General features: G+C 36.5%; 15 protein-coding genes. 1 reads left to right on the top strand and 14 read right to left on the bottom strand.

What is annotated here, in order from left to right; genetic code table 11:
* Positions 1-12 precede the first annotated feature (12 nt).
* From mraZ to ACEN4N_RS00080, 14 genes are all read right to left on the bottom strand, one after another.
* Positions 13-444: a division/cell wall cluster transcriptional repressor MraZ gene (gene mraZ / locus ACEN4N_RS00145; protein ID WP_407089758.1), complete on the bottom strand. Its 432-nt coding sequence runs from the start codon at positions 442-444 to the stop codon at positions 13-15.
* Positions 445-628: 184 nt separating this feature from the next.
* Positions 629-1,003: a hypothetical protein gene (locus ACEN4N_RS00140; protein ID WP_407089757.1), complete on the bottom strand. Its 375-nt coding sequence runs from the start codon at positions 1,001-1,003 to the stop codon at positions 629-631.
* Positions 1,004-1,227: 224 nt separating this feature from the next.
* Entirely contained in the window at positions 1,228-1,425 is a 198-nt protein-coding gene (locus ACEN4N_RS00135) for a DNA-directed RNA polymerase subunit beta (RefSeq protein ID WP_218931105.1), read from the bottom strand.
* Positions 1,426-1,447: 22 nt separating this feature from the next.
* Complete coding sequence (locus ACEN4N_RS00130; protein WP_407089756.1) at positions 1,448-2,515, bottom strand: rod shape-determining protein; 1,068 nt, start codon at positions 2,513-2,515, stop codon at positions 1,448-1,450.
* 28 nt (positions 2,516-2,543) lie between these two features.
* A complete protein-coding gene (murA, locus tag ACEN4N_RS00125; RefSeq protein ID WP_407089755.1) occupies positions 2,544-3,848 on the bottom strand; it encodes a UDP-N-acetylglucosamine 1-carboxyvinyltransferase in 1,305 nt (434 codons plus the stop codon).
* 62 nt (positions 3,849-3,910) lie between these two features.
* On the bottom strand, positions 3,911-4,141 hold the full coding sequence (locus ACEN4N_RS00120; RefSeq protein ID WP_407089754.1) for a DUF1146 family protein: 231 nt from the start codon (positions 4,139-4,141) through the stop codon (positions 3,911-3,913).
* Between the two features lie 355 nt (positions 4,142-4,496).
* A complete protein-coding gene (locus ACEN4N_RS00115; protein WP_407093484.1) occupies positions 4,497-5,678 on the bottom strand; it encodes a hydroxymethylglutaryl-CoA synthase in 1,182 nt (393 codons plus the stop codon).
* 38 nt (positions 5,679-5,716) lie between these two features.
* The gene (locus ACEN4N_RS00110; RefSeq protein WP_407089753.1) at positions 5,717-6,976 is read right to left on the bottom strand and encodes a hydroxymethylglutaryl-CoA reductase, degradative; all 1,260 of its coding nucleotides are present in this window, start codon (positions 6,974-6,976) and stop codon (positions 5,717-5,719) included.
* Positions 6,977-7,199: 223 nt separating this feature from the next.
* The gene (gene upp / locus ACEN4N_RS00105; RefSeq protein ID WP_407089752.1) at positions 7,200-7,838 is read right to left on the bottom strand and encodes a uracil phosphoribosyltransferase; all 639 of its coding nucleotides are present in this window, start codon (positions 7,836-7,838) and stop codon (positions 7,200-7,202) included.
* 23 nt (positions 7,839-7,861) lie between these two features.
* Positions 7,862-9,085, bottom strand: coding sequence for a serine hydroxymethyltransferase (gene glyA, locus ACEN4N_RS00100; protein ID WP_407089751.1), 1,224 nt, complete (start codon positions 9,083-9,085; stop codon positions 7,862-7,864).
* A gap of 28 nt (positions 9,086-9,113) precedes the next feature.
* Positions 9,114-10,157 carry an L-threonylcarbamoyladenylate synthase gene (locus ACEN4N_RS00095; RefSeq protein WP_407089750.1) on the bottom strand — a complete coding sequence of 348 codons (1,044 nt, stop codon included), beginning with the start codon at positions 10,155-10,157 and terminating at the stop codon, positions 9,114-9,116.
* A gap of 14 nt (positions 10,158-10,171) precedes the next feature.
* A complete protein-coding gene (prmC, locus tag ACEN4N_RS00090) occupies positions 10,172-11,023 on the bottom strand; it encodes a peptide chain release factor N(5)-glutamine methyltransferase (protein WP_407093471.1) in 852 nt (283 codons plus the stop codon).
* Positions 11,007-12,086, bottom strand: a complete 1,080-nt coding sequence (prfA, locus tag ACEN4N_RS00085) for a peptide chain release factor 1 (RefSeq protein WP_138405502.1) — start codon at positions 12,084-12,086, stop codon at positions 11,007-11,009. The genes prmC and prfA overlap by 17 nt, the downstream gene beginning before the upstream one ends.
* Positions 12,087-12,102: 16 nt before the next feature.
* On the bottom strand, positions 12,103-12,684 hold the full coding sequence (locus ACEN4N_RS00080) for a thymidine kinase (protein WP_407089748.1): 582 nt from the start codon (positions 12,682-12,684) through the stop codon (positions 12,103-12,105).
* Positions 12,685-12,971: 287 nt separating this feature from the next.
* Between ACEN4N_RS00080 and ACEN4N_RS00075 the strand changes: the two genes are divergently transcribed.
* Positions 12,972-14,312, top strand: a complete 1,341-nt coding sequence (locus tag ACEN4N_RS00075; RefSeq protein WP_407089747.1) for a MurT ligase domain-containing protein — start codon at positions 12,972-12,974, stop codon at positions 14,310-14,312.
* Positions 14,313-14,327: the final 15 nt, after the last annotated feature.

Genomic DNA, 14,327 nt, shown 5'->3' with positions numbered 1-14,327 from the left:
ATCCCCCCGTTTCTAAAATCCAAAATCAATCATGTCTTCTGCGATATCCTCAAAATCTTCTTCAATACTATCTGCAAATTCTTCCCAACGTTCGCTACTCCAAATCTCGATACGATCTGATACGCCGATCACACGACAGCTCTTATCGATTTTAGCGAAGTCTATAAGTGTTTTAGGTAAATTTATTCGCCCTTGCTTATCTACTTCTACTTCAGTGGCAGCTGAGTAAAAGAAACGAGTAAATTTACGTGCATCTTTTTTTGCTAAAGGTAATTGTTGTAATTTTTCTTCAATAGTTTCCCAATTTTCGAGTGGATAGCCGAATAAACATCCGTCTAAACCACGAGTAATAATAAAGTTATGACCTAAATCTGGACGGAATTTTGCTGGCATAATCAGTCGCCCTTTTACGTCAATATTATGTTGATATTCACCAATGAGCACGACTATTACACCTCCTCCATTTTAGTTAATTTCATTCTACCACATCCCTCCACTTCGTACCACTATTTACCAAATTTAAACAAAAAAAGAGCCGAAACTCTTTCGAGTAACGGCTCTAAACAGCTTATTATCAACCTTTGTTAAAGGTGTGGGCGAGTGGAAGATTAGTGGGGGTATTTTCCTACTAAAAGTATGTATAAGCTCTTAAAAGGACTAAACCAACTAAGAAAGCTGAAAACATTTTGGATATTAATTGACTAGCAGGCATATAGTATTCTTGAAAAGTAAACATATCAATGCGTTTGATATAGTCATATAATTGCAAACCTAGGGCAAATGCCGTTATAAAAAGTATGAATGCGATCAGACTAAAACCAAAGATTAATTTTGAAAAAAGATGAATTAATGTCAACCAAAGTGGTAATAGCAAAATAGCTAAATTCAATGGATACTTATCAAAAAACTTCAAATATGATTTCAAGTACTTTTGAACAACAAAAATAATGATTACTGGAACAATATATAAAAGTAATTCCGATAACACGAACTCATTTGTCATTAAAACACCTCCACTTTCAGCTTAATTTGCTTTATTTCTCAGTCCCTTAATTATACACAATTTGACAAGCAACTTTAATCATTTCTAAAAGGATAAACCGAATCTTTTAAAATAAAAAAATCGAATGAAAATCATGAGCTAACTTTTACACTGATTAGACCTAGTGTGTTAAAAACCTTTGATTTATCATTCGATCAATTCATTTGTTTATTTGAAATATTCTGTCATCTTATAAAGTCAAGAATATGTTGCCATGTATCTTGATTTAACACTTCCCAGTAATTTCCGTCACCTATAATGGAATATCCAATAAATAAACCAATAACGAAAAACAAAACGATAAATAATAAAAATAATATTACTTTACCAAGTGTTTTTAAGACGGTTAATAAAACATTGTCTTCAATATATTTATCTGACATATTTCGATCCCCTATCGTTAGTTTATCCAATGAGACGGCGTTTCAATCTTGAGAAATAGCGTGCGACTTTTTGTCGCCAAGATAGATTTGTCCGTTGTAATTTACCAGATTGAATTAAATCTAGCATAATACCTGTCCCTATCGCTACACAACTCATAGGTTGATTGGCACGAATGGCAGAGACATTTAAATACTCGGATAGAAAAACGTCTATAGAACCGATTAATGCTCCCCCGCCTGTAAGTAGTATTCCTTTTTCCATAATATCAGACGCAATTTCAGGTTGCGTGTCTTCAAGCAGTTCTTTAGCTGCTCTAGCTATCATAGCTAATTGTTCATGAATTGCTTCATATATTTGGTTCGATGTGACATTAATTGATTTTGGTAGTCCGGAAACTAAATCTCGACCTTTTAATGTTTTAGTCTCTAATTGAGCTTGATTCTCAATGAACACTGCTGAAGCTAAATCAATTTTAATTTGCTCCGCAGACCGTTCACCAATGAGCAGTTTGTATTTATCTTTGAAGTATTGAATTATACTAGCGTCAAAATCATCCCCAGCAATCTTTAATGATGTACTTTGAATAATGTCGCCACCTGAAATTATTGCAATATCAGAAGTGCCACCGCCGATATCAATAACCATATTCCCTGAGGGATCTAGTAAATCAATTCCAGCGCCAACTCCCGCCACTTTGGGCTCTTCTTCCATAAAAATCTTGCCGCCACCTGCTTTTTCAATCGCTTCAACAAGTGCTGTTTGTTCAATCTCACTTATATTCGATGGTCGACAAATAAGTACATTTGGCTTTGTAAACCATCTCTGTGAGTGGATTTTTTGAAAGAAAAGTACAAGAAGTGCTTCTGCAATATCATAATCTGCAATCACGCCACCTTTTAATGGCTTTATGATTTCAATCGAATCTGCTGTTCTACCAATCATTTCATACGCTTCATTACCAATAGCGATGACTTCTTGAGTCTGCTTATCTAAAGCAACGACTGAAGGTTCATTTAATATGACCCCTCGACCTTTAAGATGAATCAAAACATTCGCAGTACCTAAGTCGATTCCGATATCTCTGCTCATGTATTTTCACCCATCTATTTTCTGTACTTTAAGCGAGTACTTTAGTTTTATTAGATTCAGAAACAATTGGTTGAATTTCTACACGTTCAATATTAGCACCTAAGTTAGCTAATTTCTCATGGAATTTATAATATCCACGGTCTAAGTTTTTTAATTCTGAAACGCGAGTTAATCCCTTCGCTACTAAACCAGCAATAATTAATGCGGCTGCAGCTCTTAAGTCAGTTGCTTTTACACTTGCACCACTGAATTCAGTTGGTCCATACATAACAGCAGTCTGACGCTCAATTGTAAATTTAGCACTCATACGACGTAATTCTTCAAAATGCATAAAGCGATTCTCAAAGACTGTCTCTGTTAGAGCACTGCTTCCACCAGCCAATAATTGTGCAATTGACATTTGTGCTTGCATATCTGTTGGGAAACCAGGATAAGGAAGTGTCTTAACATCTGTTGCTTTTAATGTTTTTGGTCCTTTAACACGGATTCCATTTGTATATTCTTCAAACTCAACACCCATTTCAGTTAATTTACTGATTAATGGTTTGTTGTGATCGCGAATGGCACCTTCAACAAAAACATCCCCTTGTGTTACAGCGGCTGCAACAATGAATGTTCCTGCTTCAATTCGGTCAGGAATAACAGAATGCTTCACACCGTGGAGTGATTCAACACCTTTAATTTTAATCATTTCTGTTCCTGCGCCGACAATTTTAGCACCCATTTTGTTAAGGAAATTAGCTAAATCAACGATTTCTGGTTCACGAGCTACGTTTTCGATGATTGTTTCTCCTTCTGCTAAGACTGCAGCCATCATAATATTCTCAGTCGCACCCACACTTGGGAAATCTAAATAGATTCTTGCACCTTTTAATTTAGATGCTGTTGCTTCTACGTAACCAGCTTGGCTGTTAATCTTAGCACCAAGTGCTTCAAAGCCTTTTAAGTGTAAGTCAATGGGTCTAGTCCCAATGGCACACCCACCCGGCATAGCTACTTTTGCATGTCCAAAACGAGCTAATAATGGACCCATGACTACAATTGATGCTCTCATTTTACTTACGAAATCATAGTCAGCGATTGTTTTAACTTCACCAGTCGCGTCAATTTTCATTTCGTTTGCTTCTTCGTTAAATGAATTTTCTACTTGAATATTCGTTAATAATTCATTAATTGTCAAAACATCAGATAAAATAGGTACATTCGTTAGTTCAGTCACACCAGTTTCTGCCAAAATTGATGCTGCTAAAATAGGTAAAACGGCATTTTTTGCTCCCTCAACCTTTACCGTACCTTCTAGGCGATTTCCACCTTGAACAATAATTTCTTGCATTTTAAAATAATCCCCTTTAAGTATTTTGTCGCATTGGAGCTTACGACAAAAAAATATAATATTTATAGAAAGCTACTCAAAAATATATTTTGAAGTACCTCAATGATCGTCAGTACGAACGAACCTGCTACATGTCCAACTGCGATACTAACTAATATACACGCGTACTGTGCCATGTAATATTTGCGCTCAGAAAAAAACTGACGCCAATTAATATCTTTAAAGACCATATAACTCAATAGGATAAACGTAAAACGGACAACAAGTACTGCCATACCATTAAAAATCGCCATACTACGCCCACCTTTCTAGTTCGGAATTATCATAGCATAAAATCAAATTTAATTAAACAGATTTATTTTATCCAAATTCCAGACTTGTCAAAATTAAATTTTAATAAAGATAAGTGTAATAATTCAAACATTGCTCTTATAAGTTTACAACTACCCCTTTTACAAATATTACAATTTCGCCATTTAATCAAATTTAAGTAATTCTTAACTTTCTTTGACTTAAATTTTACTAACAAACAAATTTTAATATTCTTAAATTGAATCTGAATACGCTATCATATTCTTGGCTAGTTAATAATATTATTTTATACAAAAAACTAGAACAAATGATGAATTGTTCTAGTTTAATCTTAAATTATTTTGTTGTTATTTCATTATAGTATCTACGGTGATCATCAATGCGATCTAAGTAGAACCCTGGATGAAGTGTTTCTTTATTTTTGACAACTTCGATGACTCCATCTTCATTAGAAAGTGTTTTTTCGAAATTCTCTTCATAAGCTTTGATATCTAGTCTTTCTCGTCGATTTAAGTGTAATAACGTACCTTCTTTAGAAATATTTTCTTTGAAGCCTGGTTGTAAAGTACCTGTGAATAATTCTGCAACCGCACCAGATCCATAACTAAACATCCCGATTCTTTGTCCTTCTTCAAGATTGTCATCGAAGTTCAGTAAAGAAATTAAGCTTAAGTATAATGATCCTGTATAAACATTCCCAACTTGGCGACCAATAAAAGTTGAGTCTTGATAATGACTAAACCATCTTTCAACTAACTCTGGGTTAATATTCGTTTCTTCTTTGTTCTCTAAAGATTGCAGACATTTACGTCCCATCTTTGTAAATGGTAAGTGGAATGAGATGGCTTGTAAATCACTTAGGCGTTCAGGGTAACGTTTTGCATACTCTTCTATAATCGTATTGAACATTTCAATGTATAGTTCTGTCGAGTATTTACCTTGTACATATGGTACTTCGGCGTATGACGGACGCCAGAAGTCGAACTGATTTTCTGTCAGACTTAGTGTTTCGCTATCTAATGCTAAGATGCGAGGATTTGCAATTACTAACATGGCAATTGCGCCTGCACCTTGAGTCGCTTCCCCACCCGAGTTGAGTCCATAGCGTGAGATATCTGACATTATCACTAAAACTTTTCGTTCTGGGTTCAGCTTTATGTAATTAAATGCAGATATAAGTCCTGCTGTTCCTCCGTAACAAGCATGTTTCACTTCGTAAGCTTTAGAAAAAGGTTGAATACCTAGCATTTGGTGAATGTAAGTCGCAGCTGATTTTGAGAAATCAAAACCGGATTCTGTAGCGAAGATAACTTGATCAATTAATTCTTTATCTTCTTTAGTTACAATTTTGTTGGCTGCATTTGCTGCCATAGCAACGATATCTTCTTCAATGGTTGGTACAGCCATTTTCTCTTGCCCAATACCAATTAAGAATTTATTTGGATCAATGTCTCTAGCTTTTGCTAATTCAACCATATCAACGTAGTGATTTGGTACGTGAAATGTAATTTGATCGATTCCTACCTTTACGATTTGAATCCACTCCTTCTCTATCTCTATTTCCGTATTCCGTCTAAAATCTTTCTTGCTGTATCCCGGTTCATTTGCCCAGCTTCACTTAACTGAGTCACAACAGCCGGTATTTCTTTTATTGTTGCGCCTACCTGCATGGCTAAAGCACGTGCTTGCATGCGCATATGTCCCTTTTGGATGCCTTCACTAACTAAAGCTCTCATAGCAGCAAAGTTTTGTACGAGGCCAACAGACGCGATGACATTTGATAAATCTTTAGCTGATGTGATATTGAGCATTTGTAAGGCAAGTTTTGCGGTTGGATGGGATGATAATGTACCGCCAACAGTAGCAACTTGTAACGGTATCTCAATGCTACCTTCTAACATTTCATTTTCATAATTTACTTGCCACTTAGTCAGTGAACGGTATTGCCCGTCTTTGACCGCATAGGCATGAGCGCCTGCTTCAATTGCTCTCCAATCATTTCCAGTTGCAATAACTACGGCATCAATTCCATTCATGATTCCTTTATTATGTGTTGTAGCACGGTAGGGATCTAACCAAGCATAGTCTGAAGCCATCTCAAGACGCTCTGCTAAACTAATCGCTTCGTCTTTATCATTGCTTAAGCGAGCAAATGGTACTTTGGCTGAAGCAATAGTTAATGCCTGTGCTTGGTAATTGGATAATATACTCATTAAGACTTCACCTTCAATGATGGATTCCATCGTTGGAGAAAGTGCTTCTAAGACAGTATTAATCACATTAGCACCCATAGCGTCACAGGGATCAAGTGATAAATAAATACTGATGTAATTGCGATTAGGATGCTCTTTCTCTTCAACCCAAATATCTCTTGGCCCCCCGCCACGTCTGACCATGGATGCACTTGCTTGAGAAGCAATGTCGAGAAGCTTCGCCTTATTCTCTTTAATAATCTGTTGAATTTCAGCCATAGATTGTTGAACTGTCATAATAATTTGTCCAATTAGCAGTCGCTCTTTCGTTTCCGCCTGAATATTTCCTAGTAATTTAGCTCCAAAACTGGCCGCTGCAATCACAGATGGCTCCTCTATTGCCATCGGAACTACATACTCAGCATTATTCACTTTAAGATTAACTGCTACACCTAGAGGTAAATGATAATTAAATAAATAATTTTCTATCATTTGATTCGCATAGGCTTCCGGCAACATGGTATCCGCTGAATTAATAGATAAACCCAGCCATGATTCCATTAATTCTAATCGCTTGGATATCGAATGCTTGTAAAAGCCTGAGAAAAATTGCCTTTGATCCATATTACTGCTCCTTCAAATTGATATTTTTGATTTATTTAGTCAATCATCTTTGTAGACATTAAAAAACGAATATAACTATTAAGATGGGGTACAAAGTACACTTACCGTTTCAGCCGTTTATTATACTATGAATACATTATATATTCTAGTAAATTTCTAAACTTCGTCTGTGTCCAGTCATCATGAATAGCATATTCGCTTTTTTGAATGAATTGTAAATTAATTATTTTGTTCCAAAAATTCGATCTCCAGCATCTCCTAGACCTGGGATGATATAACCATGTTCGTTTAGTTTCTCATCTAAAGCTGCAGTGTAGATATCTACATTTGGATGCGCTTCTTGTAAAGCTTTTATTCCTTCTGGTGCTGCTACTAAACAAACAAATGTAATGTTATCTTCTTTTACATTATACTTTGTTGTTAATTGGTTAAGTGCAGTGATTGCAGAAACTCCTGTCGCAAGCATTGGATCAACAACGAACACACGACGCTCGTCGATATCTTGTGGGAATTTAGCAAAATATTCAATGGCTTCTAACGTATCAGGATCACGATACACGCCGATATGTCCAACACGAGCTGCTGGAATCATGTCCATGATTCCATCTACCATACCTAAACCTGCACGTAAGATTGGGACAATTGCCAATTTTTTACCAGCGATTTGTTTTTGAGTTGTTTTCATAATCGGTGTTTCAATTTCAATATCTTCTAAGGGAAGATCTCTCGTAATTTCATAAGCCATCAACATACCAATTTCATTTGTTACTTCACGAAATACCTTTGTTGAACAATCTTTATCTCTAATAATTGTTAGTTTATGTTGAATTAATGGATGATTTACTACTTCAAACTTTGCCATTTTATTCCTCCTAAGATAATTTATTATTTGAATAATGGTCGGTCTTTCATTAGTTCATAGACCTTGTCTTTAATTTCTGACATTTCGCCCTCTTCTGCTGATAAAGCATCAAGGATAAAATCCGCTACTAATTCTACATCTGATTCTTTCAATCCACGTGTAGTAATTGCAGCTGTTCCAATTCGAATACCACTTGTTTGAACAAATGATTCTTTATCAAATGGAATTGAGTTTTTATTTACAGTGATACCTACTGCATCTAAACGCTCTTGTGCCCATTTACCTGTGATGCCAAGTGGAGTCACGTCAATTAAGAATAAGTGATTGTCTGTGCCGCCTGAAATAATTCTTAGTGGACTTAGATCAAATATTCGTGCCATTGCTTTTGCATTGAGTTTTACTTGCTTAATATAATCTTTAAAGGCTGGTTGCAATGCTTCATGAAGCGCAACAGCTTTGGCAGCAATGACATGCTCCAATGGCCCGCCTTGAATACCTGGAAATATCGCTTTGTTTAATTTCTTCGCATGCTCTTCTTTCGCAAGAATCATCCCACCACGAGGTCCTCGAAGTGTCTTATGTGTTGTTGTCGTTACAACATCCGCATAAGGAATAGGATCTGGATGCTCTCCAACCGCTACTAAACCAGCAATGTGAGCCATATCTACAAAATAGATCGCTCCCACTTTTTTAGCGATGTCACCGATGCGTTCAAAGTCGATTTCACGCGAATAAGCACTTGCACCAGCAATCAACATTTTGGGTTGGACTTCTGTAGCAATTTCTTCAAGTTTATCGTAATCAATGAGTTCTGTCGTCGGATCAACACCATAACTATACATCTCATAAGATTGTCCACTAAAGTTGACTGGCGAACCATGAGTTAGATGACCACCTTGAGATAAGTCCATACCTAAAACTTTGTCGCCTGGTTCTAAAAAGGCACGATAAACAGCTAAGTTTGCACTAGAACCAGAATGTGGTTGCACGTTTGCATACTCAGCATTAAATAATTCTTTTGCTCGATCAATCGCAATTTGTTCAATTTTATCAACAAATTCGCAACCGCCATAATATCGCCTACCAGGATACCCTTCAGCATATTTGTTAGTCAAAATGCTTCCTTGAGCCTTTAAAACACTTGGTGAAACGAAATTCTCAGACGCAATTAATTCAATCCCATTTTGTTGACGTAGTTGCTCGTTCTTAATCTGTTCAAATACAAATGTATCATCAGTAAATGTCATAGTGACACCTCCAGGTTATTTTTTTATATTATATCATACTCGACGATGCTTTAGAAAGACGGTTTAAATATGCATGTGTTTCATCAGTCTCTTCAAATGCCTGCGCAAAAATCACATCACAGTCACTACTTTCAAGGAAACGTAAGCCTGCAAATAGGCGTTGAGTTGCTTGTTCAAGCTCTTCATTGCTCCCTAATGAATAGTAACTGAAGCCAATACTATTTGTCTGTAATTCAGAAATAATATGTTCCTGTGCCAAGATTCCAATCTTTAAATCTGTTTCATTAATAAAGTCTTTCCAATCTTCAAGCGAATGAGAAGGATCAATCATCTTAACAGGTTGACTCGGACTATAATGCGTATACTTCACACCTGGACTGGCAATTGTAGTACCTTTCATTTGTTCCTCGCTCGATTTCTCTAACACTTCAATGCCTGTTGCATTGGCTAACATGGCTTGCGTAATAGCCCCTGGTCTTAAAATTTCAATGCGTTCTGCTGTCGGCCAAACGACCGTTGACTCAACACCTACTTGTGTGAACTCAGAATAATTATTCACGACGCCCGCAATCTTTCCATCAAAATCATGAATAACATGCTCAATGGACGTTGGACTCGGTTTACCAGATAAATTTGCACTTGGGCCGACTAAAGGAAAACCAACCATCTCAATTAAAAGTAAAGTTTCCAATTGATTAGGCATGCGAATCCCCACAGTCTTTTGATTCGGTGTGACACTTTCAGCAAATATACCTTTTTTCACCGGAAAGATAATTGTTAAAGGTCCCGGCCAAAAAGTTTCCATTAATTTCAGAGCTACATCGTTCACTTCATTAACATAATCATAAACTGAATCGATACTGTGAACATGCACAATTAACGGATTATCCGAAGGGCGTCCTTTAGTTTTAAATACTTGTTTGACAGCTTGGTCGTTGTTGGCTATTGCACCTAAACCAAAGACGGTTTCAGTTGGAAAAGCAACTAATTCTCCTTGCTTTAAAGAATCCGCTGCTTCGCGTAATTCCTCACGTCCAAATATTTTAGTTTTGTTTAGTTTTTCATTATTCATTCTATATACCTACTTTACAATTCAATTTGTACGTAACGATTTTTTCCATTTAAATCTAGGATAATTTCAATAGTGGAATTTGGAAAGGTCTCAGAGAAGATAGTTTTAACTGCTTCTCCTTGTTGGAAACCAATTTCCACAATGATCATGCTCGTTTCCTTTACATATGATTGTATTTGTTTAGTGAGTTGTTTGTAAATTGCCAGTCCATTATCTTCTGCAAATAAGGCTAATGACGGTTCAAACTTCTTCACGCTGTCATCCATTAAATCCAACTCATCTTCACTAATATAAGGTGGGTTGGATACGATTAAATCAAAGCTTTGTTGTGGAATGTGTTCAAATAAATTACTTTCGATAAACTCCACATTAACTTGGTGATTTAATGCATTCTCTTTAGCGACTTTGAGTGCTTCAGGTGAAATATCTGAGGCAAATACGTGTTGCTTAGTATTTAACTTCGCAATCATTATAGCTAAAATTCCCGTACCCGTTCCAATATCTAATACTTTAGCATCCACTTTGTTTTCTAAAAAGTTATTAGACAGAGTGACAATACCCGCCGTATCCTCTCTTGGGATCAGTGTGTGTTCTGTCACTTTAAATTTCTCTTCCATAAAGTAAGCATGGCCGAGTAGATATTGAATGGGTTTCCCTTCAATAATTTGTTCAAGTATCTGCATATAGTGTGTATACATTTCTTCTTTGACCGGTTTATTCAATGCTAACACAACATTTGTGAGTGTTTGTTCAAAAGTCATCATCCAATAAGTTCTGGCTAAATGCTCATCAAACCCCGAAGCTTTTAAAAAAAGTGAAGCTTTATTCAAAGCTTCACCTAATGTTAAATTAACTGTTTGGACCATTTAACTCCTCCAATAGTTGAGTTTGGTCGTAGACAATTAATGCATCAATTATGTCATCTAAATTACCACTTAAGATTGATTCTAACTGTTGAATTGTCAGTCCAATTCGGTGATCAGTCACTCGACTTTGTGGAAAGTTATATGTGCGGATTCTTTCAGAGCGATCTCCTGTTCCGATTTTTAACTTACGATCTGCATCAATCTCAGATTGTTGTTCTTCTTGCACTTTATCAAATACACGTGCACGTAAGATTTTCATTGCTTTTTCACGGTTTTTCAATTGTGAACGCTCATCTTGCATCGCAACCACTGTATTCGTTGGAATATGTGTTAATCGTACCGCTGAAGCTGTCTTGTTAACGTGCTGTCCACCCGCTCCACTCGCGTGGTAGATGTCGACACGAATATCATTGTCATCAATATCGAAATCGATTTCTTCAGCTTCAGGCATTACGATAACCGTTGCCGTTGAAGTATGGACACGTCCTTGAGATTCAGTCTCAGGAACACGTTGAACACGGTGAGCGCCGTTTTCATATTTAAGTTTTGAATACACTTTATCACCTGAAATCATTAAGGTTACTTCTTTATAACCACCGATACCTGTAATGTTTGCATCAATGACTTCTACTTTCCACCCTTGGTTCGTAGCGTAATGCGTATACATATCTAGTAAATCTCCAGCGAATAATTGTGCTTCGTCTCCACCGGCTGCCCCACGAATTTCCATAATGATATTCTTTTTATCATTTGGATCTTCAGGAATCATCATAATTTTAATTTGACTTTCTAATTCTTCACGCTCAGATTTTAAAGATGATAATTCCTCTTTCGCTAACTCAGCCATTTCATCGTCAGTATTCTCAGATAGAATTTCTTCTGTTTCACCGATTTCTTCATTAACTTGTTTATAGCGTTTGATTTTTTCGACTTTGGGTCTTAAATCACTTTCTTCAATCGTTAATTCTCGTAGACGGTTTGTATCACTAATCACACTTGGGTCACTTAGTAATTCATTAACTTCGTCATAGCGAAAAATTAGCGAATCTAGTTGTTCAAACATTATTTTTCCCCATTTCTTATAACTTGTTTACGCCGCCTGGATTGTAGTAGCAGCTTCGGCAGACTGGTAGATAGGATTCATTTCCACCAATTTGGATTTGTTCTCCTGTATATACCGGTTCTCCGTCATTGATTCTTAAGTTCATTGTCGCTTTACGGTGACAATACCAACAAATTGTCTTGAGTTCTTCAATCTTGTCAGCATAGATGAGAAGGTATTTCGAACCTTCAAAAAGCTCGTTTGAGAAATCATTTTTTAAACCGAATGCCATAACTGGAATGTTTAATTGATCTACAACACGAGCAAGCTCTAATATATGATGTTTTTTCAAGAATTGCGCTTCGTCGATTAAGATACAATATAACTCCGTATCAATTCCAGCAATCTCTTCATATAAATCCATGTCATCCGTAATCGGAGTTGCTTCACGTTCTAATCCTGTACGACTTGCAACTAAGCCTACTTTTGTACGTGTATCGACAGCACTCGTAAAAATTTTAACTGGTTTATTTTGCTCTTCATAGTTATGTGCAACCTTTACGATTTCAATTGATTTCCCACTATTCATTGCACCGAATTTGAAGTACAGTTTCGCCATGATCTAACTCCTTCTTTTCTACTCTCAACTATTAATAATAAAATACTCAAGCATCTTAGTCAATTACTTGGATGAAATATTATCATAAAATTATCTTTAGTGTTTTAGGGTATACTCTATATATTCCTAACTAAGAATATCATACCTTCATTCAACTTTGATTACAATTATGGTAAAAGTGTATTTTGGAATGACTCGCTTAAAATATAATACTTTATTTTAAAACGGATGATTGCTAAAATACTAATGTTAAAAGAGTAATCATACTCACCAAAGGAGAATTATGAATGAGCTATAGAAGTAATATTGCCACTCACGTTGGCCGCCTATCTCGTTGGGCTCTTACAAAATTTACTGGTGGCGGAAGTAGTTTGCCCGGTAAACTTGCCTTAACGATTGACCCAGATATACTAACTACATTAGGTGAAAATTATGATGTTGCTATCATCACTGGAACGAATGGTAAAACCTTAACAACGGCGTTAAGTGTCTACGCTTTGAATGAAGCTTACCCTCACGTCCTAACTAACCCGACAGGTTCAAATATGCATCAAGGGATTGTCAGTACCTTTCTAGCTGCCCCTCGCCTTGAGAAAAACAAAAAAGGCATTGCTGTGCTTGAAGTCGATGAAGGTTCCCTAAAGCACGTTGTTAAACACGTGAAGCCGAAGGTATTTGTTCACACGAACGTCTTTCGTGACCAAATGGACCGTTACGGTGAAATTTATACGATCTATAAATTAATGGCTGATGCAGCCAAAGAAGCCCCTGAAGCGACAGTAATTTCTAATGCAGACTCACCCATTTTGAATTCCATTGATTTGCCAAACCCTCGTCTTTACTTTGGTTTTGAAGATCAAATGGATGGTAATGTCGTTCCGCATCATAACACTGACGGTATCCTATGTCCGAAGTGTGACCACGTGTTAAAATATCACACTTTAACTTATGCAAATCAAGGTAAATTCTATTGTGAAAATTGTGACTTTAAACGCCCTGAGTTGGACTTTAAAGTGACAAGTTTAGACGATTTAAACATTACAGACTCAACTTTTACAATTAATGATTTCCAATTCCAAATTCCAGTCGCTGGAATGTATAATATCTACAATGCTTTAGCTGCTTATAGTTTGAGTCGCTTCTTCGAATTGACACCTGAACAAATTCATGTTGGCTTTGAGAAAGCAAAACGTGTCTTTGGTCGTCAAGAGATATTAGAGATCGAAGGCAAGCAAGTGTTAATTAATTTAGTAAAGAACCCCGTCGGCTTAAACCAAGTCATCGATTTAGTTGGACTTGATAAAAATCCGTCGACCTTTATTGCGATTTTAAACAATCAATACGCGGATGGAACAGATGTCAGCTGGATTTGGGACGGGGACTTCGAGAAGATGTCAGATTTTAATATCCAATCAGTCTACACAGCGGGAATGCGTAAAGATGATATGACGAAACGCTTAGATGTAGCAGAGTTATTCGATGGTGACATTCAAGAACTTGATTCTATTGAAGAAGTGGTTCAAGCTATGCGTGGAGCAAAGACAGACAGTGTCCATATCTTTGCAACTTATACGGCCATGTTAGATTTACGAAAAGAATTAATTCAAGCTGGCTATATTACAAAATAACTTAAAGAAAAGAGT

The organism is Ruoffia sp. FAM 20857, from assembly GCF_045528645.1.
Lineage (GTDB): Bacteria > Bacillota > Bacilli > Lactobacillales > Aerococcaceae > Ruoffia > Ruoffia halotolerans.
Note: the sequence above shows the minus strand (reverse complement) of the source record. Positions and strands in the feature narration are given on the sequence as shown.

Excerpts from the sequence above, each read along its gene's own strand:
- ACEN4N_RS00140 (WP_407089757.1), bottom strand. The coding sequence starts at position 1,003 with ATGACAAATGAGTTCGTGTTATCGGAATTACTTTTATATATTGTTCCA.
- ACEN4N_RS00135 (WP_218931105.1), bottom strand. The coding sequence starts at position 1,425 with ATGTCAGATAAATATATTGAAGACAATGTTTTATTAACCGTCTTAAAA.
- ACEN4N_RS00130 (WP_407089756.1), bottom strand. The coding sequence starts at position 2,515 with ATGAGCAGAGATATCGGAATCGACTTAGGTACTGCGAATGTTTTGATT.
- murA (WP_407089755.1), bottom strand. The coding sequence starts at position 3,848 with ATGCAAGAAATTATTGTTCAAGGTGGAAATCGCCTAGAAGGTACGGTA.
- ACEN4N_RS00120 (WP_407089754.1), bottom strand. The coding sequence starts at position 4,141 with ATGGCGATTTTTAATGGTATGGCAGTACTTGTTGTCCGTTTTACGTTT.
- ACEN4N_RS00110 (WP_407089753.1), bottom strand. The coding sequence starts at position 6,976 with ATGGATCAAAGGCAATTTTTCTCAGGCTTTTACAAGCATTCGATATCC.
- upp (WP_407089752.1), bottom strand. The coding sequence starts at position 7,838 with ATGGCAAAGTTTGAAGTAGTAAATCATCCATTAATTCAACATAAACTA.
- glyA (WP_407089751.1), bottom strand. The coding sequence starts at position 9,085 with ATGACATTTACTGATGATACATTTGTATTTGAACAGATTAAGAACGAG.
- ACEN4N_RS00095 (WP_407089750.1), bottom strand. The coding sequence starts at position 10,157 with ATGAATAATGAAAAACTAAACAAAACTAAAATATTTGGACGTGAGGAA.
- prmC (WP_407093471.1), bottom strand. The coding sequence starts at position 11,023 with ATGGTCCAAACAGTTAATTTAACATTAGGTGAAGCTTTGAATAAAGCT.
- prfA (WP_138405502.1), bottom strand. The coding sequence starts at position 12,086 with ATGTTTGAACAACTAGATTCGCTAATTTTTCGCTATGACGAAGTTAAT.
- ACEN4N_RS00080 (WP_407089748.1), bottom strand. The coding sequence starts at position 12,684 with ATGGCGAAACTGTACTTCAAATTCGGTGCAATGAATAGTGGGAAATCA.
- ACEN4N_RS00075 (WP_407089747.1), top strand. The coding sequence starts at position 12,972 with ATGAGCTATAGAAGTAATATTGCCACTCACGTTGGCCGCCTATCTCGT.